This window comes from Variovorax sp. GW821-FHT10C12 (assembly GCF_059415405.1).
In genome coordinates this window covers 228,132-251,495 of sequence record NZ_JBWKNE010000002.1, presented here as the reverse complement: position 1 = coordinate 251,495, position 23,364 = coordinate 228,132, and the positions used below count along the sequence as shown (strand labels likewise).

20 protein-coding genes, 1 tRNA gene and 1 pseudogene are annotated in these 23,364 nt (G+C 65.9%); 10 read left to right on the top strand and 12 right to left on the bottom strand.

The window, feature by feature from the left end; genetic code table 11:
• The first annotated feature begins 3 nt into the window (after positions 1-3).
• Both AC07OH_RS14440 and AC07OH_RS14435 read left to right on the top strand, forming a co-directional pair.
• Positions 4-1,218: an O-antigen ligase family protein gene (locus tag AC07OH_RS14440; protein WP_495301124.1), complete on the top strand. Its 1,215-nt coding sequence runs from the start codon at positions 4-6 to the stop codon at positions 1,216-1,218.
• Positions 1,219-1,233: 15 nt separating this feature from the next.
• Positions 1,234-3,135 (top strand): hypothetical protein, encoded by a 1,902-nt coding sequence (locus tag AC07OH_RS14435; protein WP_495301123.1) that lies wholly within the window; start codon positions 1,234-1,236, stop codon positions 3,133-3,135.
• 42 nt (positions 3,136-3,177) lie between these two features.
• On the opposite strand, the pseudogene AC07OH_RS14430 reads toward AC07OH_RS14435, so the two are convergent.
• The 6 genes and pseudogenes from AC07OH_RS14430 to AC07OH_RS14405 form a co-directional block, all read right to left on the bottom strand.
• Positions 3,178-3,321: pseudogene (locus AC07OH_RS14430) on the bottom strand (DUF2514 family protein); the annotation flags it as partial.
• Between the two features lie 1,796 nt (positions 3,322-5,117).
• Positions 5,118-5,207, bottom strand: a tRNA-Ser gene (locus AC07OH_RS14425).
• 57 nt (positions 5,208-5,264) lie between these two features.
• Positions 5,265-6,596, bottom strand: coding sequence for a serine--tRNA ligase (serS, locus tag AC07OH_RS14420; RefSeq protein WP_495301122.1), 1,332 nt, complete (start codon positions 6,594-6,596; stop codon positions 5,265-5,267).
• A 63-nt stretch (positions 6,597-6,659) separates the two neighbouring features.
• Positions 6,660-7,616, bottom strand: a complete 957-nt coding sequence (locus tag AC07OH_RS14415; RefSeq protein WP_495301121.1) for a threonine/serine dehydratase — start codon at positions 7,614-7,616, stop codon at positions 6,660-6,662.
• A gap of 5 nt (positions 7,617-7,621) precedes the next feature.
• Complete coding sequence (gene ispH, locus AC07OH_RS14410) at positions 7,622-8,590, bottom strand: 4-hydroxy-3-methylbut-2-enyl diphosphate reductase (RefSeq protein WP_095743996.1); 969 nt, start codon at positions 8,588-8,590, stop codon at positions 7,622-7,624.
• Positions 8,587-9,030: an FKBP-type peptidyl-prolyl cis-trans isomerase gene (locus AC07OH_RS14405; protein WP_062469447.1), complete on the bottom strand. Its 444-nt coding sequence runs from the start codon at positions 9,028-9,030 to the stop codon at positions 8,587-8,589. The genes ispH and AC07OH_RS14405 overlap by 4 nt, the downstream gene beginning before the upstream one ends.
• A gap of 107 nt (positions 9,031-9,137) precedes the next feature.
• On the opposite strand from AC07OH_RS14405, the gene radC reads away from it, so the two are divergent.
• Positions 9,138-9,815, top strand: a complete 678-nt coding sequence (gene radC / locus AC07OH_RS14400) for a RadC family protein (RefSeq protein WP_095946449.1) — start codon at positions 9,138-9,140, stop codon at positions 9,813-9,815.
• Positions 9,815-10,477 carry a Smr/MutS family protein gene (locus AC07OH_RS14395; RefSeq protein ID WP_495301120.1) on the top strand — a complete coding sequence of 221 codons (663 nt, stop codon included), beginning with the start codon at positions 9,815-9,817 and terminating at the stop codon, positions 10,475-10,477. Before radC ends, AC07OH_RS14395 begins: the two co-directional genes overlap by 1 nt.
• Before the next feature lie 28 nt (positions 10,478-10,505).
• On the opposite strand, the gene AC07OH_RS14390 is transcribed toward AC07OH_RS14395, so the two are convergent.
• From AC07OH_RS14390 to fabV, 4 genes are all read right to left on the bottom strand, one after another.
• Positions 10,506-12,554: a bifunctional 2',3'-cyclic-nucleotide 2'-phosphodiesterase/3'-nucleotidase gene (locus tag AC07OH_RS14390; RefSeq protein WP_495301416.1), complete on the bottom strand. Its 2,049-nt coding sequence runs from the start codon at positions 12,552-12,554 to the stop codon at positions 10,506-10,508.
• Between the two features lie 153 nt (positions 12,555-12,707).
• Positions 12,708-13,931: an NAD(P)/FAD-dependent oxidoreductase gene (locus AC07OH_RS14385; protein WP_495301119.1), complete on the bottom strand. Its 1,224-nt coding sequence runs from the start codon at positions 13,929-13,931 to the stop codon at positions 12,708-12,710.
• Between the two features lie 159 nt (positions 13,932-14,090).
• Positions 14,091-14,510: a group II truncated hemoglobin gene (locus tag AC07OH_RS14380; RefSeq protein WP_159274896.1), complete on the bottom strand. Its 420-nt coding sequence runs from the start codon at positions 14,508-14,510 to the stop codon at positions 14,091-14,093.
• A 27-nt stretch (positions 14,511-14,537) separates the two neighbouring features.
• The gene (gene fabV / locus AC07OH_RS14375; RefSeq protein ID WP_495301118.1) at positions 14,538-15,734 is read right to left on the bottom strand and encodes an enoyl-ACP reductase FabV; all 1,197 of its coding nucleotides are present in this window, start codon (positions 15,732-15,734) and stop codon (positions 14,538-14,540) included.
• 191 nt (positions 15,735-15,925) lie between these two features.
• On the opposite strand from fabV, the gene AC07OH_RS14370 reads away from it, so the two are divergent.
• The 5 genes from AC07OH_RS14370 (at position 15,926) to AC07OH_RS14350 (ending at position 20,031) form a co-directional block, all read left to right on the top strand.
• Complete coding sequence (locus tag AC07OH_RS14370) at positions 15,926-16,753, top strand: ABC transporter substrate-binding protein (RefSeq protein ID WP_062469113.1); 828 nt, start codon at positions 15,926-15,928, stop codon at positions 16,751-16,753.
• Positions 16,754-16,874: 121 nt separating this feature from the next.
• A complete protein-coding gene (locus AC07OH_RS14365) occupies positions 16,875-17,570 on the top strand; it encodes an amino acid ABC transporter permease (RefSeq protein WP_056578440.1) in 696 nt (231 codons plus the stop codon).
• A 12-nt stretch (positions 17,571-17,582) separates the two neighbouring features.
• On the top strand, positions 17,583-18,293 hold the full coding sequence (locus AC07OH_RS14360) for an amino acid ABC transporter permease (protein ID WP_070061508.1): 711 nt from the start codon (positions 17,583-17,585) through the stop codon (positions 18,291-18,293).
• The gene (locus AC07OH_RS14355) at positions 18,290-19,033 is read left to right on the top strand and encodes an amino acid ABC transporter ATP-binding protein (protein ID WP_495301117.1); all 744 of its coding nucleotides are present in this window, start codon (positions 18,290-18,292) and stop codon (positions 19,031-19,033) included. The genes AC07OH_RS14360 and AC07OH_RS14355 overlap by 4 nt, the downstream gene beginning before the upstream one ends.
• Positions 19,030-20,031, top strand: coding sequence for an isopenicillin N synthase family dioxygenase (locus tag AC07OH_RS14350; protein WP_495301116.1), 1,002 nt, complete (start codon positions 19,030-19,032; stop codon positions 20,029-20,031). The genes AC07OH_RS14355 and AC07OH_RS14350 overlap by 4 nt, the downstream gene beginning before the upstream one ends.
• 28 nt (positions 20,032-20,059) lie before the next feature.
• Here the strand turns inward: AC07OH_RS14350 and AC07OH_RS14345 are convergent, their stop codons facing one another.
• Both AC07OH_RS14345 and AC07OH_RS14340 read right to left on the bottom strand, forming a co-directional pair.
• Positions 20,060-20,728: an HAD family hydrolase gene (locus AC07OH_RS14345; RefSeq protein WP_495301115.1), complete on the bottom strand. Its 669-nt coding sequence runs from the start codon at positions 20,726-20,728 to the stop codon at positions 20,060-20,062.
• A 79-nt stretch (positions 20,729-20,807) separates the two neighbouring features.
• A complete protein-coding gene (locus AC07OH_RS14340; RefSeq protein ID WP_095743978.1) occupies positions 20,808-22,148 on the bottom strand; it encodes an MFS transporter in 1,341 nt (446 codons plus the stop codon).
• A 190-nt stretch (positions 22,149-22,338) separates the two neighbouring features.
• Here AC07OH_RS14340 and cyoA point away from each other — a divergent pair, with 190 nt between their 5' ends.
• Positions 22,339-23,364: a ubiquinol oxidase subunit II gene (cyoA, locus tag AC07OH_RS14335; RefSeq protein ID WP_062469097.1), complete on the top strand. Its 1,026-nt coding sequence runs from the start codon at positions 22,339-22,341 to the stop codon at positions 23,362-23,364.

Below are 23,364 nucleotides of genomic sequence, written 5' to 3'. Positions count from 1 at the left end.
CACATGAAGATTCAAAAGCTCACTGTCACACATCTTTTGGCCATGACGGCCGGGATCGTCATATTTATCTCGAGCTGGGCGATTGATACGCTCTTCGGTGGAATATCTGCTTTTCGGATTTTCTTGGCCGCGACCTTGCTCCTTTTCATTTGGGACGGGTTTCTAAAAGGTCGTATGCGCAAGCCAGACCTAGGGGAAATCGGACTAATCCTATTTTTAGTTTGGGCGATACTCAGTTACTTTTGGTCATTAAAGCCAGAGCTGACGGCGGCCGTCATTGAATATGTTTATGTCGCAGCTGCCGCCATGTTCATCGTCACAAGCAGAATGTCGACAAACGTCAAGCTATGGAGATTTTTTGGCTACGCGTATATCCTCGGCTGTGTAGTGGCGAGCATTATTGTGATCAACAATGCCGCTGATTTTGCGGCTCAGGGTGAGCGGGCGAGTGTTGGAGAACTTAATGCAAACTACATTGCATACTCATTAGTGACAAGCATCCCAGTTTCATTGGCACTATTGACGACGAAGCGTCATCGCCTCTGGTTTAGGTCAATGCTTGTTGGCGGCTTGGCAATGACCATGTTCGCGACCATGATCACTGGATCTCGTGGCGCTTTGCTCGCAGCGCTACTTTGCATCTTGAGCTTCTTCGTGGTGAGAGCGACCAGAAGTTTCCTAAAAACCACGCTCTGGGTTGCGTTATCTGGAATCGGATTGGTTATTTTCTGGGAATACCTCCCTGGCGAAATCAGGGAGCGACTTGATGTGTTTGCTATTATTTTTTCGGGCAATGCATCTTCAATCGATCTTTCCGGCAGAGCCGACATTTGGCCAGTTGCAATTCAATACTTCGAGGACAATCTTCTTGCGGGCATAGGAGCCGGAGCGTTTAAAGGAGTAAACCCATTTGGCATTGAAGGTCACAATGTATTTCTTACGGTCGCAACGGAAACTGGAATCATCGGATTATTGATATACGCCCTCACGGTCTTCTACATCTTCTTCAAGCTGATATTTCAGTCTAAAACGAGAGAAATTAGAAACGCGGGCATTGCAATGCTCGCTGTTTGGACTCCCATTGCAATGACTGGTGTTTGGGAGGGATCGGTGGTCGCGTGGCTAGTCTTTGGCTGGCTATTGGCGGCGTCGCGGCATGAGGCAGACCCGCTCCTAGCCACAACGAAGCAGAGGCGCCGTATCCGCTTTGCGTTCTGAATGGCGCTTGCACCAATGGCAAATCGCCAGTTTCCGCGCGCTGCTCTAGTTCAAGAGTTGGCGATCACGGTCGCCACGAGCCGCCGCCGCTTCTTGGCGCTTGGACTTACGCTGCTCCCGACGGTGGCGACAGCTCAGGAGCCAGGCCAAGCGCGGCCCGAGGCCTTGTTCGATGCTGAAATCAAACGCGGCCTGGCTGCTTCATCTGGAAAGGACCAAGGGGCAGGACGCATAGGGTATGACGGGGGCAGCGTCAAAGATGCCCTTGACGAGGCGAAGACATTGCAAGACTACGAGGCTTTGCTTGCCTACCGTGGAACAGCCGTTGGCGTTCGAATTACGACACCAAGAATCGCTGGTCTATTTCGATACAACCGATCTTTGCCCAACACCACCAACGGCGGCACGCGGTTCGCACACTCTTCGGGGAAAGGGGCGTGGGAGCGATTGTTCGACGGTCCTGTTTGGCTTACTTGGTTCGGGGCAAACGGGGATTGGAACGGCAGCACAGGAAGCGATGACACTGCTGCGATCATCGCCGCGATCAATGAGTGCAAGAATGCCGCGGTGACAGACTCCAGTGCACCTAACGGTGAGCTCTCCGGCAAGCCGTTGTACATACCGCCTGCACGCGGAGCCTATCTGTGCAAGTCGAGCCTCCTGATTGATCGCCCCATCACCATCGTGGGAGACGGCCAGGGCCGAGCGCTGAACAATCAAGCAAGTTCAAGACTTTTCTTCCAGAACTCACACGGCTTGGTGTTCACCAAAGATGCATACCTTTTCGACATTCGCGGCGTGCGTATCGACGGGGTGAAAAAGGGCGGCCTGTTGCTCGAAGAGCCGGAGGCGTCGAAGCGTCGGTTTGGCAACGCAGCGCTCGTATTCAACGACGGCTTGTCACGTGGGCGATTTGAAAACTGCCAGTTCAATGGCTTCGACATTGGCAAGCTCGGCTATAGCCCATCGGAGCGAACGAGCACGCCAGGCTGGGCAGGTGCCTACAAGTACTTCAATTACTGCGGCTTCTTGAACTGCACGTACTCGGTCTGCAATCTGGATTTCGTCACTGACGAGACTTATTTCCAGACCTACTTCCGATGCGACAGCACCGTGGACGGGTATTTTCTGATCTCAGCTCCCTACGGCGGAGCCTCTTATGCAACGCTTAATCTGATTGGCTGCATGGCCGAAGGCATTTGCAGAAAACGCGACCCGCAAACGCCGTACTTCGACTTCCAGGCACGCGGCTTCAAATTCAAAGGCCGCACCGATGTGATCATCACTGGCGGCTACTACGAGTTCAACACTTGGCTCGTCGACGCGGGCGCGACGCTCACCAGCAACGCTTGGTTGTCACCACGCTACTCGGATCTGTTCGGAGGTGGTGGGTTGATCAACCTGAACAGGTCATTTGCCAATGCTCGCACCCTCGATTTTCCAGATCTCGCTCAACCCTACTGGAACAAGACCGGTCTCTCGCGCACCGGATTTTCCGTAGTCGGGGACCAATACGCCGAGCAGTTCACCGTCCAAGGACGCGGCGCATCACTCGCGGGAACAGACCTCGCGGTAGATCGGCGACTCACGATGAGCTCATTGCCGAACTCCTATCGCGAGATTTTCGTCATGTGTGAGGTCGAGTACCACGCGCGCGCAGGTGTTTCATTGGCTCCAGGAATCACGGCCAAAAACACCGACGGCAAAGCTACTACACCCTCTCCAGAGAGCTACGCAACACCGGGCCTCTACAGCGGGCTGGAGGGGTGGAAAAGGATGACCTACACCCTCCCCTTGCCAGCGCTGATCGACGCGAAAAAGATTGCATCTATCAGCCCCGCAGTGTCGGTTTCCGGTGCCAAGAGCGGAGACGTGATCTCAATACGCCAGCTGCGCTACACCGTTCTCTCCCGATAAACGCTATCGCACTGATACGCCCCCCTGAAGGCGTGCAGCGCCCTATTTCGCCGTCAGCGCGTCGCAGGAGTGCTCGCAGGCGAGCACTGCAATCCTGAGTCGATCAGCGTATTCCGCCAGCTCTCCCGCTCGTTTGTCAGGCCTGCCGGGCACGTCGACGAGCAGACCGATGGGATCGGCATCAGGCTGGCCCTGGTTTGGATTGAGAGCGCAGGCTCGAAGGCGGTGCCGACGGCTGCGTTGTGCACGCCGACAGAAGCAGCGCCAGCGCGGCGAACGTCACCCCCGAGACATGCGATGCGAGATGGGGCATTTGAAGTCTCCTGTGCGATGGCCGCGCGCGTGCGCTCGATACCGGCCGTGGCCAGTGCAACCGCCAACCCAATGCCGAAAGCCCAGAGCGGCAGGGTTTGAGGTCAGGCAACACGGTTGAACCTCCACAGTTTGCACGGACAGTCGACGGACATGCGGCCCTCCATGCTGCACGCAATGCACGTCATGACGCTGCGCATGTCTCGGCCTCGTCGGGCCGTCGATGCTGCCCTGCACAAGCTTGAACCGGGGTGAGCCATCCGCATTCTTGCCATCGCGCACGAACGACCAGACCATCCGGCCATCGTCGCCGCGCGCGAAGCGCTGGCAGCCGCGCCCCCCTCGCCGCGATTCGATGCCTGCGTCGCCCCGCCGCCGCAGTAGCGACCAGCCCGAGGCTCCATGCGTGGCTCGTGGCCAAGTCGAAGGCCATTTGTGGCGGCCGGCGGAAGCACGTCGCCAGACGCTACTACACGACGACGACAGCAGCTCGCTCTTCCCCCTCGCATTTCGCGTCGCTCCAGCGCTCGCCCACGATGATCGCCGTCGTGATGACATGACGCGTGAGGCCAATACACACTGTGGGCAGCCCACCGGCCAGCGCGTCAGCGTAGGCCACCAAGACCCGGGCGTTGCTGCTCTCCCACTTGTAGGAAACCCATTAGGGAGGGGCTGCCTGCGACCAAAGTGGCGCCGGCAACGACGATTGCTCCGACAACACCGCGCGTATTCACGGGAGCCCGCCAGCCTGGTGAGTCCCTGGCGCTCGGCCCACTCCTTGAGTCACCCACCCCACTCCGACTCTTGGCGCCATCACTTGCGCAGAAGATAGAGAATCTGCAGCACCACCAGCACGCGAGCTAGGAATGCGGTCCAGCTGATCTGCGACTACCAGGCAATGCCGCTCGCAGGCGCCGTCCGCATCGCAAGCTCGATAGCGATGTCTTTGATTTCTTGCTTCATGCCTTCCTTACTGGCAAGAGAAAATCCGCCGGGACGGGTTGTGTTGACGTCGCTAGGCCTGCGAGGGATGGCTGGTCGCCCTCTCATGCCCGCTCAAAGGAGGCCGAAACGAAGCTCATAGGTTGTGGTTGGATCGAAATCACCACAAATCGCGAAGTCTCCCGAAACGACCAGAGAAAGCGGAGGCGTCACGACCTGATCGGCCTTGACTCCGCCGACAACCTTCAATCACCCAGTCGAACACCTGTGATGCCCGCATCCGCACCTTGCGCACGTAGACAAAGTGCCCGGCCGCGTCTATGCGGTTGCGCTCGGTCAGCAGCATGCCCCGGTCAATCTCGGCGGTCACTAGGTGGCCGAGCCCCGGCTCAGGTGAATCTCGATCCCTCGCAGCCTATTCGTGCGGTAGTCGGGCGTCACGTCCTGTCATCCATTTCAGAACGTCTCGCACGTCTTGCCAAAACCTTGGCGCAGGCAAGCAAATAGAGGCCATGGCCGTCGAAGAGCTTGCGGTCCTTCTCGGACGGCTTGGCGCTTTTGCAGATTAAGTCGGATGCCGCTCGATGCCTACCGACTGCTGGTGTGAGACGGCTTTGGAAGATGGGGAATGGACCGGAACGCAGGGGCACAGAAACAGTTAGAGCCTTGACTCTGCATGGGTTTCGGTGGGGAATAGGCAAAAAAATAGCCCCTTGCGGGGCCATTCTTGGAGGAGAGGGAGGGATTCGAACCCTCGGTACTATCGCTAGTACGCCTGATTTCGAGTCAGGTACATTCGACCACTCTGCCACCTCTCCGGTGCTGTCGAGCCTCAGATTATAGCCAGAAAAATCTGACTTTTGACGCCCTGCGCTTCAACCGCGCAAAACTTCGAGGCCGCCGAGGTACGGACGCAACGCCGTCGGCACGTTGATCGAGCCGTCTTCGTTCTGGTGGTTCTCCAGCACGGCGACCAGTGCGCGGCCCACGGCCAGGCCGGAGCCGTTGAGGGTGTGCACCAGCTCGTTCTTGCCCTGGGCGTTCTTGAAACGGGCCTGCAGGCGGCGCGCCTGGAAGGCTTCGCAGTTCGACACCGAGCTGATCTCGCGGTACGTGTTCTGCGCGGGCAGCCACACCTCGAGGTCGAAGGTCTTGGCGGCAGTGAAGCCCATGTCGCCGGTGCACAGCAGCACGACGCGGTACGGCAGCTCCAGCGCCTGCAGCACGGCTTCGGCGTGGCCGGCCATCTGCTCGAGTGCGTCGTAGCTCTTTTCGGGGTGCACGATCTGCACCATCTCGACCTTGTCGAACTGGTGCTGGCGGATCATGCCGCGCGTGTCGCGCCCGGCGCTGCCGGCTTCCGAACGGAAGCACGGCGTGTGCGCCGTGAGCTTGATCGGCAGCTGCGCCTCGGCCACGACCTCGTCGCGCACGAAGTTGGTCAGCGGCACTTCGCTGGTCGGAATGAGGTACAGCGCCGAATGGTCAGGCGCGGCCTCGCCGTCCTGGCCACCCTTCTTCGCGGCGAACAGGTCGCCTTCGAACTTGGGCAGCTGGCCGGTGCCGCTGAGCGTGGCGGCATTGACCACGTAGGGCACGTAGCACTCGGTGTAGCCGTGCTGTTCGGTCTGCAGGTCGACCATGAACTGGGCCAGCGCGCGGTGCAGGCGGGCGATCGGGCCCTTCATGACGGAGAAGCGCGAGCCCGAGAGCTTGGCGCCCATCTCGAAATCGAGCCCCAGCGGCGCGCCGAGGTCGACGTGGTCCTTGGGCGCGAAGGCCAGCGGCGTGGCGTTGGCGCCGGCGCCGCCCTGGGGGGCCCAGCGGCGCATCTCGACGTTGCCGGCTTCGTCTTCACCGAGCGGCACGCTGGCGTGCGGCAGGTTGGGCACGGCCAGCAGCAGTGCGTGCAGCTCGGGCTGGATTTCCTCGAGGCGCTTGGATTGCGATTCCTGCTCGGCCTTGAGCGCGTTGACCTCGGCCATGAGCGCGTCGACCGACTCGCCCTTGGCCTTGAGCGGGCCGATCTGCTTGTTCAGCGTGTTGCGGCGCGCCTGGATTTCCTCGGTGCGGGTTTGCAGCGTCTTGCGCTCGGCCTCGAGCGCGGTGAACGCCGAGACGTCGAGGTAGGGCTGGTTCTTCTTGCGTTTTTCGAGGCCGGCCACAGCGGAGGCCAGGTCTTTGCGGAGCAGGGTGATGTCGAGCATGGGGAGATTTTAGGTGGGCGCCCGGCCCGCGCCCGCCCTCCCCGCTCGCACGCCCGCGGCGACTCAGGCGACCGTGGCCGGATCGACGTTCGCCCCGCAGATGATCAGGCACACCTTCTCGCCCTCGCGCGGCACGTAGGCGCCCGTTTGCAGCGCGGCCAGCGGCAGCGCGGCGGCCGGTTCCACGGCGAGCTTCAGTTCCTTCCACAGCCACTGCTGGGCGGCGCGGATGGCGTCGTCGGACAGCAGCAGCGCGTCGCGCACCTGCTGCTGCGTGATCTCCCAGGCGATGGCGCCGATGCGGCGCGCGCCGAGCGAATCGGCCGCGATGCCGCCGACGTCCACGTCGACCGGCTCGCCGGCCTCGCGGGCGCGGAACAGCGTCGGAGCCCTTTCGGGCTCGAGCGCCACCACGCGGGCGCGCTGCTCGAACCAGCCGGCCAGGCCGCCGATCAGGCCGCCGCCGCCCACGCTCACCAGCACGGCGTCGGGCAGGCCGCCCTGCGCCTCGATCTCGCGGCCGAGCGTGCCGGCACCGGCCACCACTTCGGGCTGGTCGTAAGCATGGGTGAGCAAGGCGCCCGTTTCTTTCTGGCGCGCCAGGCAGGCGGCCAGCGCGTCGGGGTACAGCTCGCCGACCACGACCACTTCGGCGCCCAGCGCCCGCAGGCGCGCGCGCTTGGCTTCGGGCGACACGCCCGGCAGGAACACCTGGCAGGGCACGCCCAGCGCCTTGGCGGCAGCCGCCGTGGCAATGCCGGCGTTGCCGCCCGAGGCCACGATCACGCCCGCGGCGGGGATGTCGTTGGCCAGCAGCCGGTTCATCATGCCGCGGGCCTTGAAGCTGCCGCTGACCTGCATGTGCTCCAGCTTGAGCCAGACTTCGGCGCCGGGCGCGGCCACGCCCAGAGCGGCGGCCGGCAGCTTCCACAGCGGCGTTTCACGCAGGAAATGGCCAGCGCGCTCGCCCAGCCTGCGGGAGGCGCTCTCGATGTCGGGGCGCCAATCGGTGTTTTTCATGATGTTCAGGAGATGTGCCCGGGGGGCGGGATGTCGTCGAGCTTGAGGCCCTTGGGAAGCGGGAACTTGATGGTTTCCTCGATGCCGTCCATCTTGCGCACCGACACGGCGCCGAAGGCACGCACGCGCTCGATCACCTCGTGCACCAGCACCTCGGGCGCCGAGGCGCCGGCGGTGAGGCCGATGCGCGACTTGCCCTCGAACCATTCGGGCTTGAGTTCGTCGGCCGAATCGACCATGTAGCTCTCGGTGCCCAGGCGCTGCGCCAGCTCGCGCAGGCGGTTGCTGTTGGAGCTGGTGGGGCTGCCGACCACGATCACGAGGTCGACCTGCGGGCTCATGATCTTCACCGCGTCCTGGCGGTTCTGGGTGGCGTAGCAAATATCTTGCTGCTTGGGCTCGCGCACGTTCGGGAAGCGCGCGCGCACGGCGGCGGCGATCTCGGCGGCGTCGTCCACGCTGAGCGTGGTCTGAGTGACCACGGCGAGCTTCTCGGTCTGCAGGGGCGACGCATTGGCCACGTCGGCCACGTCTTCCACGAGGTGGATGCCGCTCGACAGCTGCCCCATCGTGCCCTCGACCTCGGGGTGTCCCTTGTGGCCGATCATGATGAATTCGTAGCCCTCTTTGGCGAGCTTGGCCACCTCGACGTGCACCTTGGTCACCAGCGGGCAGGTGGCGTCGAAGATCGAGAAGCCGCGGTCGCGCGCCTCCTGCTCCACGGCCTTGCTCACGCCGTGCGCGCTGAACACCAGCGTGGAACCGGGCGGCACGTCGGAGAGCTCCTCGATGAAGATCGCGCCCTTGGCCTTGAGCTCGTTCACCACGTAGGTGTTGTGCACGATCTCGTGGCGCACGTAGATCGGCGCGCCGAACTTGGCGAGGGCGCGCTCGACGATCTCGATGGCGCGGTCCACGCCGGCGCAGAAACCGCGCGGCTCGGCCAGGAGGACTTCTTCGATGTTCGGGTTCATAGCACGCCGATCAGCTTCACTTCGAAGGTGACAGGCTGGCCGGCCAAGGGGTGGTTGAAATCGAAGCGCACGCCGGTCTCGTTCGACTCGACGACCGCGCCCGCGTAGCTGCCCGAGCCGTCGGGCGTGGGGAACTGCACCACGTCGCCGACGGCGTACTGCTCGTCGGGGTCGCCCATCTGGGCCAGCAGCTTGCGCGCCACCCATTGCTGCATGTCGGGGTTGCGCTCGCCGAAGGCCTCGCCGGCGGGCAGTTCGAAGGTGGCGTGCGCGCCCTCTTCCATGCCCATCAGGCGCTGCTCCATGGCCGGCGAGAGTTCGCCGGTGCCCAGCGACAGCGTGGCGGGCTTGTCGGCGAAGGTGTTGATGATGTCGCCCGCCGGACCGGCCAGCCGGTAGTGCAGGGTCAGGAAGGAGCCGGAAGTCACAACTTGGGACATGGGTGCAGCGAAGGTGAGCAAAGACGAGGGAGGTGTCCCGATAAACTGACCCTCATTTTAAGGATCGGGGCAACATCTCGCCCCGGCCCAGGTTTCTGCAGGGTTTCATGGCATTCAAGGATCTCCCACTCGACGCCCGGCCGCGCGAAAAGCTCATCGCGCGGGGCGCCGCCGCGCTGGCCGACGCCGAGCTGCTGGCGCTGCTGCTGCGCACCGGCGTGGCCGGCAAGAACGTGCTCCAGCTGGCCCAGCAACTGCTCGAACGCTTCGGCGGGCTGTCGGGGCTGCTGCACACGGCGCCCGATGACCTCAAGGCGGTCAAGGGCATGGGCGGCAGCGCCAAGCGCTCCGAACTCACGGCGGTGCTCGAACTGGCGCGCCGCGCGATGGGCGAGCGCCTGAAGGAACGCACGGTGTTCGACTCGCCCGAGGCGGTCAAGCAGTACCTGCAGATGCACATCGGCTCGCGCCCGCACGAGGTGTTCGCGGTGCTGTTCCTCGACGTGCAGCACCGCCTGCTCACGCTCGAGGAGCTGTTTCGCGGCACGCTCACGCAGACCAGCGTCTACCCGCGAGAGGTCGTCACCCGCGCCCTGCACCACCAGGCCGCGGCCGTGGTGCTGGCGCACAACCACCCCAGCGGCAGCATCGAGCCCTCGCGCGCCGACGAATCGCTCACGCAGACGCTGCGCGCCGCGCTGGCACTGGTCGACGTGCGCGTGCTCGACCACGTCATCGTGAGCCCGGGCCAGAGCTTCTCGATGGCGGAACGGGGACTGATCTGATGGCTTCATCTTCCCGCCCCCCCGCCCTGAAGACGCTCGCCGACCTCAAGCAGGTGCAGCGCGTGCTCGCCGAAACCCGCGAGCGCGAAGCCGCCGAGGCTGCCGCGCGCGCCGCGGCCGAGCGCAAGCGCGCCGCCGAGAAAGACCTGTTCACGCGCGCCATCGGCGCCACCGAACCGCTGCGCCGCAAGGCCGCCGTGGCGCTCGCGCCCGAGCCGCCCGCGCCCATCCCGTTTCAGCACCAGCTCGACGAGCAGCGCGTGCTGCGCGAGTCGCTGTCCGACGAGTTCGACGTGACCACGCTGCTCGACGTCGACGACGCCATGAGCTTTCGCCGCCCCGGCATCGGCACCGACATCACGGCGCGGCTGCGCAAGGGCGACTGGTCGATCCAGGGGCAGGTCGACCTGCACGGCCTGCGCAGCGACGAGGCGCGCGAGGCGCTCGGCGGCTTCATCCGCAACGCCCACAAGCAGGGGCTGCGCTGCGTGCGCGTGGTGCACGGCAAGGGCCTGGGCTCGCCCGGCAAGCAGCCGGTGCTCAAGACCAAGACGCAGCGCTGGCTGATCCAGAAAAACGAGGTGATTGCGTTCGTGCAGGCGAAGCCGGCCGAAGGCGGGGCCGGGGCGCTGGTGGTGCTGTTGGCGCCCGTGCGGCGCTGACACAGCGCCGCACAGCGCCCTGCCCTTTTTACTTGCTCAAGTCGACCTTGTAGACCGAGCGGCCCTTGCCGCTGTCATCGTCCGCCTTCAGCAGCGAGATGTTCGTCAAACCCGCATCGGTCGCAGCGCTCAGTTGCCCCTGCCCCGACGTGATCGTCACATTCCCCGCCGTCGTCACCTTGGTGAAGCGCCAGCTGCGCGCCGCGCCGTCGGCCGCGCGCGTGATGGTCTTCTTGGCCTTGATGTAGGCGATCAGCACGTCGCGGTTCGCATCGGGCGAGGCGTAGATCGTCGCGCGCCCGTCCAGCGCCGGAATGAAGCTCGCACCGCTGGTCGCGCGGTAGTTGTTCGTGGCAATCACGAACTCCTTCGCCGGATCGATGGGCGCGCCCAGGTACATGAGATTCTTGATGCGGCTGCCCACGGCCTGCGTCACGTCGATCTCGTACTGCATGTCGGGCGTGGTGAACATGTCGAAGTTGTAGCCCGGGAAGGGGCTGATCAGCGGCTGGTCGGTCGTGAGCGCCGGGTCGATCCTGTTGAAGCGCTTGGCCGCGGCCTCGAGCCAGCCCTTGATCTCGGCGCCCGTCACCTTCACCGCGTACACCGTGTTCGGGTACAGGTACAGGTCGGCGGCGCTGAAGATCGCCAGGTTGCCCACGGCCACGTCGGTGTAGTCGCGTCCGCCCTCGAAGCCCGACTTGAAGGGCGCGCTCACCGACAGCACCGGCAGGCCCGCGTACTGCGGCAGGCTGGCCTGGATGTAGGTCTTCACGTAGTCGGCCTGGGCCTGGTTCACGATCTGGATCGCGCCCGGGTCGCCGACGTCGGCAAAGAAGGTGTTCATGCGGAAGTCGGTGGTGCCGATCGGCGTCTTCACGTAGTCGATCGCGGCCTGGTGCTGGGTGTCGACCATCGGTGCCACGCTCGGGTCGGCGTCGACATACACGCCCTTGCCGATCTGGGTCGAGCGCGCCTCGACCAGCGTCTTGCTCTTGTCCACGCCCCAGGCCTTGCCGTCCCACACGAGTTCGAGCTTCACGAGGCCCAGCGCCTTGCCCCACGAACTGGGCATGACGGCCGGCACGCCGTTGACGGTGCCGGCGGCGTTGTCCACGCCGGGCTGCGTGTAGCCGGGCTTGGCGCCGCGGTCGGGGAACAGGCCGTGCTGGTGGCCCATCATCAGCACGTCGATGCCGGGCACCTTCGACAGGTACAGGCCCGGGCTTTCCATCGTCGGCGAGTACGGCGAGGCGTCGAGGCCGCCGTGCTGCAGCGCGACGACGATGTCGGCGCCCTTCTCGCGCAGCTCGGGCACGTAGCGCTTGGCCGCTTCGACCGCGCCTTCGGTGCGCAGCTTGCCTTCAAGAAAGCGCTTGTCCCAGTTCATGATGCCGGGCGTGGTGAAGCCGATCACGCCGACCTTCACCGGCACCGTCACGCTCTTGCCGTCCGGCGCGGTGGCCGTGAACTGCTTGGTGACGATGGTGTACGGCGCGACGAGCGGCTTGCCGCTCTTGAGGCTGTGCACGTTGGCCACCACCATCGGAAAGCTCGGGCCCGCGCACTTCTTGCTGCCGTCCACGCCCTCGACATCGAGGCCGCCGCCGAGCACCTGGTTGAGGAAGTCCAGGCCGTAGTTGAACTCGTGGTTGCCCAGCGTGCCGGCATCGAAGCCGGTGGCGTTCATCACCTTGTAGATCGACAGCGGCTGCGTGCACGGAATGCGGCTGACCAGCGCTTCGTAGTCGGCCAGCGCGGTGCCCTGGATGGTGTCGCCGTTGTCGAACAGCATCGTGTTCGCGAACTCCTTGCGCGCGGCGTTGATGAGCGTGGCGGTGCGCTCGTAGCCGTACGACTTGTCTTCGGCAAGCTTGAAGTAGTCGTAGCTGCGCACGTTGAAGTGCAGGTCGGTCGTTTCGAGCAGCGCGACCGTGGTGCGCGTGCCGGCGGCCACGGGCGCCGGAGCAGGTGCGGGCGCCGGGGGCGGAACGATCGGGGGGAACGTGGTGCCGCCTCCGTTGCCACCGCCACAGGCGGTGAGCACGGCGGCCAGGACGGCGGCACAGGTGGACATGGGGGCGAGGCGCGCCAGCGACGCGGCCACTGCGTTGTTCATCGAGAGGTCTCCCTGCGGATATGAGGAAGGACCAGTCTCCGAAAGCCGGGTGACAGACCGGTGAATCCGGGCCTGTCGTGCAGCGCCGTTGCGACAGCCGTTACGCCAGGTTCAGGCCAGGTGATTCTTTAGTGGTACCGCCGCGTCCGCCACCGCCTCGGGCGCGGGGCTGCGGCCCGCTTCGAGCAGCTTGCGGCTCATCATGTGATCGACCGGCGCGTTCACCGATTCGACGCACACGAGCTGGCCGTCGACGTAGTGGAACAGCGAAAACGCCTCGGGCTTCGGCCCCGCGCGGCGCACGCTCACCAGGCCCGGCGTGCCTTCGGCCGGCATGAGGCCCGCCATCTGCAGGCGCAGGCCGCCCTGGTCGGACCAGAACCACGCGACCGCGTCGTGATCGCGCGCGGCGCCGGTCAGCGTGGCCACGGCGGTGCGCGCCTGGTCGTTCGCGTTCTGCACCGATTCGAGCCGCAGCGCGCGGCCCGCGCGGCGGTCGGGGAAGCGCGTGCAATCGCCCACCGCGAGCACATCGGCCGCGCTGGTCTGCATGTGGCCGTCGACCACGATGCCGTCGGCGCACTCGAGGCCCGCGGCCTGCGCGAGCGCGGTCTCGGGCACGGCGCCGATGCCCAGCAGCAACAGGTCGATCGGCTGCTTCACGCCGTTGACCTCGACCGACACGAGCCGGTCGCCCACGACCTCGAAGGCGCCGGTCTGCGCACCCAGCACGATGTCGATGCCGGCCGTGCGGTGCGTGGCCAGCACGTGCGCCGACAGCTCGGGCGACACGGCGCGACCCAAGAGGCGCGGCGCGCATTCGATCACCTGCACGCGCTTGCCCAGCGCCTGCGCGGTGGCCGCCACTTCGAGGCCGATGAAGCCGCCGCCCAGCACCGTGACCTGCTGCGCCTCCGCCAGCCGCGTGCGCAGGCGCTGCGCTTCGTCGGCAGCGCGCAGGCTCGCCACGTTCTCCAGGCCTTGCGGCAGGCCGGGCATCTGGCGCGCGCGCGTGCCGGTGGCCAGCACCAGGCGCTCCCACGGCAGCACTGCGCCCGAGCGCAGCGTGACGGTGTGCGCCTCGCGGTCGATGGCCACGGCCGCGTCGCCCAGGTGCAGCGTGATGCCCGCTTCGCGGTACCAGTCGGCGGCCTTGTGCGGCTGCGTGGTTTCTTCGGCGCTCTTGAGGAAGGCCTTCGACAGCGGCGGACGGTGATAAGGCTCGCAGGCCTCTTCGCAGACCAGGTGCACGCGCGCGCCCTGCCCGGCTTCCGCCAGGCCCGCGCACAGCTGGGCCGCGGCGTGGCCGCCGCCGATGATGACGATGGAATTCATGGACAAAGATCCTTCGAGTCGTTGTGTATGTGGTTCATTCGACGGCCTGGCCCCTTCGTGGAACACCGCGGAACCGGCTTTGCCGGGCCGCTGGTGTTGCCCCCGGCAGGGGGTTGGCGAAGCGACACGAAGTGCGCGTAGCCTGGGGGCGAGCCTGATCTATTCGCCGCGGTTGCGCATCCAGTCCGCGGTCTTGAAGAAGGAGTCGCGCAAGCGTGCGCGCAGGTCTTCTGGCACGCCGGTCTCGCCCATCGCCTGGTCCATGCAGGCCAGCCACTGGTCGCGTTCCTTGATGCCGATGCTGTGGCCGCCGATGGCCTGCGGCAGGTGCCGCGCGCGCAGCATGGGGTGGCCGAAGCGGTCGGTGTAGTGGGCGGGGCCGCCGAGCCAGCCGCACAGGAACCAGAACAGGCGCTGGCGCGCGTTGTCCAGGTCGGTGCCGTGCACGGCGCGCAGTTGCGCGTAGGCCGGCTCGAGGTCCATCAGGTCGTAGAAGCGCTCGACCAGCGCCTCCACCTTCGGCTCGCCGCCGATCCACTCGAAAGGCGTGCCGGCGGGCGGTTTGTCTTGAATCTGCATGAAAGCGAGTATCCCCTCGGGTCCGCTCTAGAGTTGGATCAGATCGGGAATGCCCACATCGGTGCTCACGTCGGCCGTGTAGTCCACGCCCTCGACGGCGAAGCCGAACAGGCGCAGGAACTCGGTCTTGTAGCCCGCGAAATCGGTCAACTCATTGAGGTTGGCGTCGGTGACCTGCGGCCAGAGTTCCTGCACGCGCGCCTGCACCTGCGGCGCCAGTTCCTTGTAGTCGGCGCGCAGGCGGCCTTCGTCGTCCAGGTGCGGCGTGGCGCCGTACAGGCTGTCGGCGTACAGGCCGTGCACCTGCTCGATGCAGCCCTCGTGCGTGCCTTCGGCCTTCATCACCTTGAACAGCAGCGACAGGTACAGCGGCATCATCGGGATGGCCGAGCTGGCCTGCGTGACCACCGCCTTCAGCACCGACACGCGCGCGTCGCCGCCCTTGGCGGCCAGCTGCGCGCGGATGTCCAGCACCTTCTCGTCCAGATCCTTCTTGGCGGCGCCGATGGAGCCGTTCCAGTAGATGTCGTGCGTGATCTGCTCGCCCAGGTAGGTGAAGGCCGTGGTCTTGGCGCCGTCGGCCAGCACGCCGGCCTGCTGCAGCGCGTCGATCCACATCTGCCAGTCTTCGCCGCCCATGACGGCGACGGTGTTGTCGATCTCTTCCTGCGTGGCGGGCTCGAGCACCGATTCCTTCACGGTCCCGCTGTCGGTGTCCAGGCCGCGCAGCGTCACGGCCTTGCCGATGGGCTTGAGCACGGAGTTGAAGACCTGCCCCGTCTTGGGGTGCGTGCGGCGCGGCGCGGCCAGGCTGTAGACCACGAGGTCGACCTGGCCGAGGTCGGCGCGGATGGTCTCGATGGCCTGCTGCTTCACCGCGTCGGAAAAGCCGTCGCCGTTGATGGTTTTGGCGTAGCGCCCTTCGGCCGTGGCGGCGCGGTGGAAGGCGGCGGTGTTGTACCAGCCGGGCGAACCGGGCTTGGTCGCGCTGCCCGCGCGTTCGAAGCACACGCCCAGCGTGTCGGCGCCGCAGCCGAAGGCCGCGGTGATGCGCGCGGCCAGGCCGTAGCCGGTGGAGGCGCCGATCACCAGCACGCGCTTGGCGCCGCCCGCGATGGGGGGCCTGGCTTTGACGTAGTCGATCTGTTGCCGGACATTGGCTTCGCAGCCCACGGGATGGGTGGTGACGCAGATGAAGCCGCGCACGCGGGGTTGGATGATCATGAAAAGCTCGCTCGGTAAGACATTCGGGGGACGGCGGCGGGGCACGTCGCGGCGTCGCGAATTTAACCCAGCCGGCAACAGGCCGATTCATCAGCCCCATATGCATATGTCGATTGACGATTTAATAATCTTGGGTTTTATTGATATGGTTCCGGCCTGAATTTCACTCTGGAGAGAGGACGATCCCCACCATGCGCCACACCCTGCTTGCCGCGGCCCTTGCCGCCTCTGCCCTGCTGACCGGCGTTGCCGCCCATGCGGACCAGCTCGCCGACATCAAGAAGAAGGGCGAACTCGTGGTCGGCGTGCTCGGCACCGACGAGCCCGCCACCTTCATCGATCCGAAGACCCGCCAGATCGTCGGCTACGAGGTCGACCTGGTGAACGCCATCGCGAAAAAGATCGGCGTGAAGCCGGTGCTCAAGCAGATCGCCGTGGCCGCGCGCATTCCCGAGCTGCAGCAGGGCCACGTGGACCTGGTGGCCGCCGGCCTCACGCACAACAAGGAGCGCGAGGCGCAGATCGATTTCTCGCTCACCACCTTCGTCACCGGCCAGAAGGCCATCGTGAAGAAGACCAGCGGCATCACCGAGGTGCCGCAGCTCGGCGGCAAGAAGGTGCTGACCATCCGCGGCGGCACGCAGGAACCCAACATCCGCAAGGCCGTGCCCACCGCCGAGGTCGTGACCTTCGACACCAGCCAGCAGGCCTTCCAGGCGCTGCAGCAGGGCAAGGGCGTGGGCTACGTCGACGACGAGGCCGCGCTGTTGCGCAGCTACGCCAAGCTGGGCCCGCAGAAGGCGCAGTACGTGGTGCTCAAGCAGAACCTGAGCACCGAGTCGCTCGCCATCGGCATCAAGAAGGGCGAGAGCGGCCTGAAGACGGTGGTGGACGACACGCTGCGCGAGCTCGAGAAGTCGGGTGAAGCGCAGAAGATCTTCCTGAAGTGGTACGGCCCGAACACGGCGTCGGGCTTCCAGACGCGCGACTTCAAGCTCGAGACTGACAAGATCGACTGAGCCCCCACGCTCGGCACACCAGGGGCGGGCCGCCATGCGACCCGCCCTTCGCTTTTGAGCGGCACGGCGCGCATGCGTACCATGTGCGCCCCGGCGCCTTTCGCCGTGCCTCCCGTTTCCCATGCCCCTGTTCGACTATTCGCTGCTGCTGACCGGCCAGTACCACGACATGCTCGTCGCGGGCCTGTGGCTGTCGCTGCAGCTGCTCGCGGTCTCGCTCGTCTTCGCGCTGCCGCTGGCGCTGGTGGTGGCGCTGCTGCGGCTCTCGCCGCTCGCGCCGCTGCGCTGGCTCGGCTTTGCGTACGTGGAATCGATCCGCAACATCCCGCTGCTGGCCCACATGCTGTTCTGGTATTTCGGCGCGCCCGAGCTGCTGCCCGAGGGCCTGAAGACCTGGCTCTATGAAGGCCACATCGAGGCCTACAGCGCGATCGTGGCGCTGTCGCTGTACACGGCGGCCTTCATGGCGGAGGACATCCGCAGCGGCATCCGCTCGATCCCGGCCGTGCAGTTCGAGGCCGGCCGCGCGCTGGGCTTCAGTTTCCTGGCCACCATGCGCCGCGTGGTGCTGCCGCAGGCGCTGCGCGTGACCGTGCCACCGCTCATCTCGCAGACGCTGAGCCTGTGGAAGAACACCTCGATCGCCACCGTGATCGGCGTGGCCGAGCTGATGTACCAGGCCGGGCAGGTCGAGAGCGCGACCTTCCGCAGCTTCGAGTCGTTCGCGTTCGCGAGTGCGGCGTACCTGACGGTGTCGCTGGCCATCACCGGGCTCGCCACCTGGTACCACCACCGCTTCCCGGTCCGGACCATCTGAGGCGTTGATGACATGCTAGAGATCATCCACGACTACTGGGTCTACTTCCTCATCGGCCAGTACCCCAACGGCCCGCTCGGCGGGCTGGTGCTCACGCTGCTGCTGGCCTCGTGCGGGCTGGTGCTGGCGCTGCCGCTGGGCATCGTGCTCGGCCTGGCGCGCGTGAGCCCGTGGCGCTGCGTGCGCTGGCCCGTCACGGCGCTGGTGTTCGTGGTGCGCGGCCTGCCGCTCCTGATGGTGATCTTCTGGGCCTACTTCTTCCTGCCCAGCGTCACGGGCGTGAAGACCGACCAGTTCACCACCATGCTGATCGCGCTGGTGATCTTCGACGCCGCCTACCTGGCCGAGATCGTGCGTGCCGGCATCCAGGGCCTGCCGCGCGGGCAGATGGAAACCGCGCGCGCGCTCGGCCTGAGCTACTTCGGCGCGATGCGCCTCGTGGTGCTGCCGCAGGCGCTGCGCAGCATGCTGCCCTCGCTGGTGAACCAGTTCGTCTCGACCATCAAGGAGACCTCGCTGGGCTACATCATCGGGCTGGCCGAGGTGTCGTTCATTGCCACGCAGATCAACACGCAGGTGTTCACCAAGCCGGCGCAGATCTACCTGATCCTGGGCCTGACCTACTTCATCCTGTGCTTCGGCCTCTCGCGCTTCGCCTACTGGCTGGAGCGCCGGCTCGCGCGCCGCGGCCTTCCCGCCGCGCCCCTCAAGGTGCCCGCATGATCGAACTCCAACAAGTCAACAAGTGGTACGGCAGCTACCACGCGCTGGTCGACGTGACCGAAACCATCCACAAGGGCGAGGTGGTCGTGGTGTGCGGGCCCTCGGGCTCGGGCAAGTCGACGCTGATCCGCACCTTCAACCGGCTGGAGCCGATCCAGTCGGGCCGCATCACGCTCGACGGGCAGGACATCCACGCACCCGGCCTGGACGTGAACGCCTTCCGCTCGCGCATCGGCTTCGTGTTCCAGCAGTTCAACCTGTTCCCGCACCTGAGCGTGCTGCAGAACTGCACCATGGCGCCGATGCAGCTGCACGGCCTGTCGCGCAAGGAGGCCGACGCGCGCGCGATGGCGCTGCTGGAGCGCGTGGGCCTCGCGAACAAGGCCAATGCCTGGCCCGGCGAGCTGTCGGGCGGCCAGCAACAGCGCGTGGCCATTGCGCGCGCGCTCGCCATGCAGCCGCCGCTGATGCTGTTCGACGAGCCCACCAGCGCGCTTGACCCCGAGATGGTCGGCGAGGTGCTGCTGGTGATGCGCGACCTCACGCGCGACGGCATGACCATGGTGTGCGTCACGCACGAGATGGGCTTCGCGCGCGAAGTGGCCGACCGCGTGCTCTTCATGGACCAGGGCCAGGTGCTCGAACGCGCCACGCCCGACGATTTCTTCAACCGCCCGCAGCACCCGCGTGCGCAGCAGTTTCTGTCCGACATCCGTTCGCCTTTTTCGAGAGACGCATGACCGACTCCTCCCTCCCCCTCATCGACGTCGCCCCGCTGGTGGCCGGCACACCCGAACGCGAACGCGTGGCGGCGCAGATCGGCGACGCCTGCCGCGCGCACGGCTTCTTCTACGTCACGGGCCACGGCGTCGATGCCGCACTGATCCAGCGGCTCGAAGACCTGAGCCACCAGTTCTTCGACCTGCCCGAGGAAACCAAGATGCAATGGCGCATGGCCCTCGGCGGCCGTGCCTGGCGTGGCTTCTTCCCGCGCGGCGGCGAGCTGACCTCGGGCCGCCCCGACTGGAAGGAAGGCCTGTACCTGGGCACCGAGTTGCCCGCCGACCACCCGCTGGTGCAGGCGAAGACGCCGGTGCACGGGCCGAATCTCTTTCCCGACGTGCCGGATTTTCGCGAGACCATCCTCGCGTACATGGACGCCGTCACGCAGCTGGGCCACCGGCTGATGGAAGGCATCGCGCTGAGCCTCGGCCTGCCCGCGGACTATTTTGCAGAGCGCTACACGGGCGACCCGCTGATCCTGTTCCGCCTCTTCAACTACCCGACGCAGGCCGTGCCCGAGGGCTTGGACGTGCAATGGGGCGTGGGCGAGCACACCGACTACGGCCTGCTCACGATCCTGCATCAGGACACCGTGGGCGGCCTCGCGGTGCACACGCCGGGCGGCTGGATCGACGCACCGCCGGTGCCGGGCGCCTTCGTCTGCAACATCGGCGACATGCTCGACCGCATGACCGGCGGGCTCTACAAGTCGACCCCGCACCGCGTGAAGCGCAACACCTCGGGCCGCGACCGGCTCTCGTTCCCGCTGTTCTTCGACCCGAACTTCGAAGCGCGCGTGCAGCGCATCGAAGGCCTGGCCGGCGCCGACGCGCTGGACGACAGCGCCGAGCGCTGGGACCGCGCCAACGTGCATGCCTTCAGCGGCCGCTATGGCGACTACCTGCTGGCCAAGGTGTCGAAGGTGTTCCCGCAGCTGCGGGACGAAGTGCTCTGAACTGAACTGAACACGGGCCCTGACTTCGTCAGGGAAACCAGCGCGGCACGTGCGGCATTGCGTCGTGCAGCGAATCGAGCACATGGAAGGCCTGCGCGACGATCGCCTCGGGCGGGTGCTTGAGGTCGGGCACCACCACCACGCGCATGCCGGCGGCCAGCGCGGCCTTGGCGCCGTTCTCGCTGTCCTCGAAGGCGACGCAATCGGCAGGGTCCACGCCCAGGCGCTCGGCCGCGAGGCGGTACAGCGCCGGGTCGGGCTTGGCGCGCGCCACCTCGTCGCCGCCCGCGAAGGCCTCGAAGTGATGGAGCACGTCGAGGCTGCCCAGGCAGGCCGCGATCTGGCCGCGCGTGGACGACGAAGCGACCGCGCAGCGCGTACCGCGACCACGCAAGGCGGTGAGCAACTCGGCCGCGCCGGGCTTGATGGGAAAGAGCGGCCGGACGTCGCCGTCGGCGCGTTCCAGCTGCAGCGCGGCGGTCACCTGCGTCGCCGCGTGCTGGTAGGCGGCGGGGCCGCCGAGCAGCGCCGCGAGGATCTGCTTGGATTCGCTCATGGCCAGCCCCACGCATTGCAGGTACTGGGCGTGCGAAAGCTCGACATCGAGCGTGCGGGCCGCGGCGATCCAGGCGGCCATGATGGGGCGCTCCGAATCGATCAGCAGCCCATCCATGTCAAAAATGGCGGCGGTGAACATCGAGGCGAATCCTAAGCGAGCGACGCGGTGGCCATAAAAAAAGGGGCCATCGGCCCCTTCGTTCGAGAAACGCTGCCGGTCAGTCCCGCGCCAGCGCCCGGTTCAGCCCCAGCGCCGCCAGCGTGCCGAGCGCGCCCGACAGCAGGTAGATGCTCACGAAGGCCAGGCCGAAGTGCGCCGACAGGCCCAGGGCGACCAGCGGGGCAAAGGCCGCGCCGATGAGCCAGGCCAGGTCGGCCGTGAGGGCCGCGCCCACGTAGCGGTACTTGGGCGCGAAGTTGGAGGTCACGGCGCCGGCCGCCTGGCCGTACGACAGGCCCAGGAGCGCAAAGCCCAGCACGATGAAGATGTCCTGGCCGATGCGTCCGCCGTCGAGCAGCGTGGGCGCGAAGCCGCTGAACACGGCGATCATGGCGGCCAGGCCACCGAGCGTGAAGCGACGGCCGATGCGGTCGGCGATCAGGCCCGAGGCCACGATGCCGATGGCGCCGAACACCGCGCCGACCATCTGCACGATCAGGAACTCGGTGATCGACTGGTCGGAGTACAGCGAGATCCACGACAGCGGGAACACCGTGATCAGGTGGAACAGCGCGTAGCTGGCCAGCGCGGCGAACGCGCCGATCAGCAGGTTGGCGCCCTGCGAACGGGTCAGCTCGACCACGCTGGTGGGCTGCAGCTCGCGCTCTTCGAGCAGGCGCGCGTACTCGTCGGTGGCCACCAGGCGCAGGCGCGCGAACAGCGCCACGACGTTGATGGCGAAGGCCACGTAGAAGGTGTAGCGCCAGCCCCAGTCGAGGAAGTCGGCCAGCGGCAGGCTGGAATACAGGTACGCGAACAGCGCGCTGGCCAGGAAAAAGCCCAGCGGCGCGCCCAGCTGGCCCAGCATGGCGTACCAACCGCGCTTGTTGGGCGGTGCGTTCAGCGCCAGCAGCGACGGCAGGCCGTCCCACGAGCCGCCCAGTGCCAGGCCCTGGGCAAAGCGGAAGATCGACAGCAGCACGATGGCCGTGAAGCCGATGCTCGCATAGCCCGGCAGGAAGGCGATGCCGGCGGTGGAGGTGCCCAGCAGGAACAGCGCGATCGTCAGCTTGGTCTCGCGCCCGAAGCGCCGCTGGATCGCCATCGAGATCACGGTGCCGAAGGGGCGCGCGATGAAGGCGAACGAGAAGATCACGAAGGCCCAGAGCACGCCTTCCAGGCGCTGCTCGAACGGGAAGAACACCGCCGGGAACACCAGCACCGAGGCGATGCCGTAGACGAAGAAGTCGAAATACTCGGAGGCGCGGCCGATGACCACGCCGACCGCGATCTCGCCCGGGGCGATGTGCGAATGGTCGGCGTCTGCGGCGCGGGCGCCGCCTTCGGTCGGGTGCGACACAGGCTGGGCGCCTGGTGGACTGATGCTGGACGTCGTCATCTTGCTAGCTGGCTGGCTGTAATTCGGGTGTCATGCCGGGGCACGACACAGGGGAAATTCTGGACACCCTGTAGCGTCTCACCGAATTGCGTTTACCGCCATAGGACAAAACGTCCAATAGGCGGAATCCCTTGGGCGGCGTAGATTGCAGGGTCATTTTTGCGCGGCCTTCGCACTTTCCTCTCCCGGCATGCACATCCTCAAGACCCTTCGCCGAGCACTTCTGCTGCTTTCCGCCATTTTCCTGGCGGGCTGCAACACGGTGCTGTTGAACCCCTCCGGCGACATCGCCAACCAGCAGGGACGCCTGATCGTCGTCTCCACGGTGCTGATGCTGATCATCATCATCCCGGTGATCGCCCTGACCATCTTCTTTGCCTGGCGCTATCGCCAGTCGAACAAGGAGGCCACCTACAGCCCCGACTGGGACCATTCCACGCAGCTCGAGCTGGCGATCTGGGCCGCGCCGCTCTTGATCATCATCGCGCTGGGCGCGATCACCTGGATCAGCACCCACACGCTGGACCCGTACCGCCCGCTGAGCCGCCTGGACGCGCAGCGCCCCATTCCCGCCGAAACCAAGCCGCTGGTGGTCGAGGTGGTGGCGCTGGACTGGAAGTGGCTCTTCATCTACCCCGAGCAGGGCATCGCCACGGTGAACGAGCTGGCCGCCCCGGTGGACCGCCCGATCAGCTTCAAGATCACGGCCTCGTCGGTCATGAACTCCTTCTTCATCCCCGCGCTGGCCGGCCAGATCTATGCCATGCCGGGCATGGAGACCAAGCTGCACGCGGTGATCAACAAGCCGGGCGAATTCGACGGCTTCTCCGCCAACTACAGCGGCGCGGGCTTCTCGGGCATGCGCTTCAAGTTCCACGGCCTGAGCCATGACGGCTTCGACCAGTGGGTGGCCAAGGTCAAGACCGGCAAAGAGGGCGAACTGACCCGCGAGCAATACAAGAAGCTCGAAGTGCCGAGCGAGCGCGAGCCCGTGCGCCACTACGCCGCGGTCGACCCGGCCCTGTACGACGCCATCCTGAACCTGTGCGTCGACCGCAACAAGATGTGCATGAAGGAAATGATGGCCATCGACGCCGACGGCGGCCTGGGCAAGCCCGGCGCCTTCAACGTCGCCACCAAGCAGGCCTGGCAGGCCGACTCCCTCGACACGCCCAAGCGCAAGTACGTCACCGCGATGTGCACCACCGAAGACTAA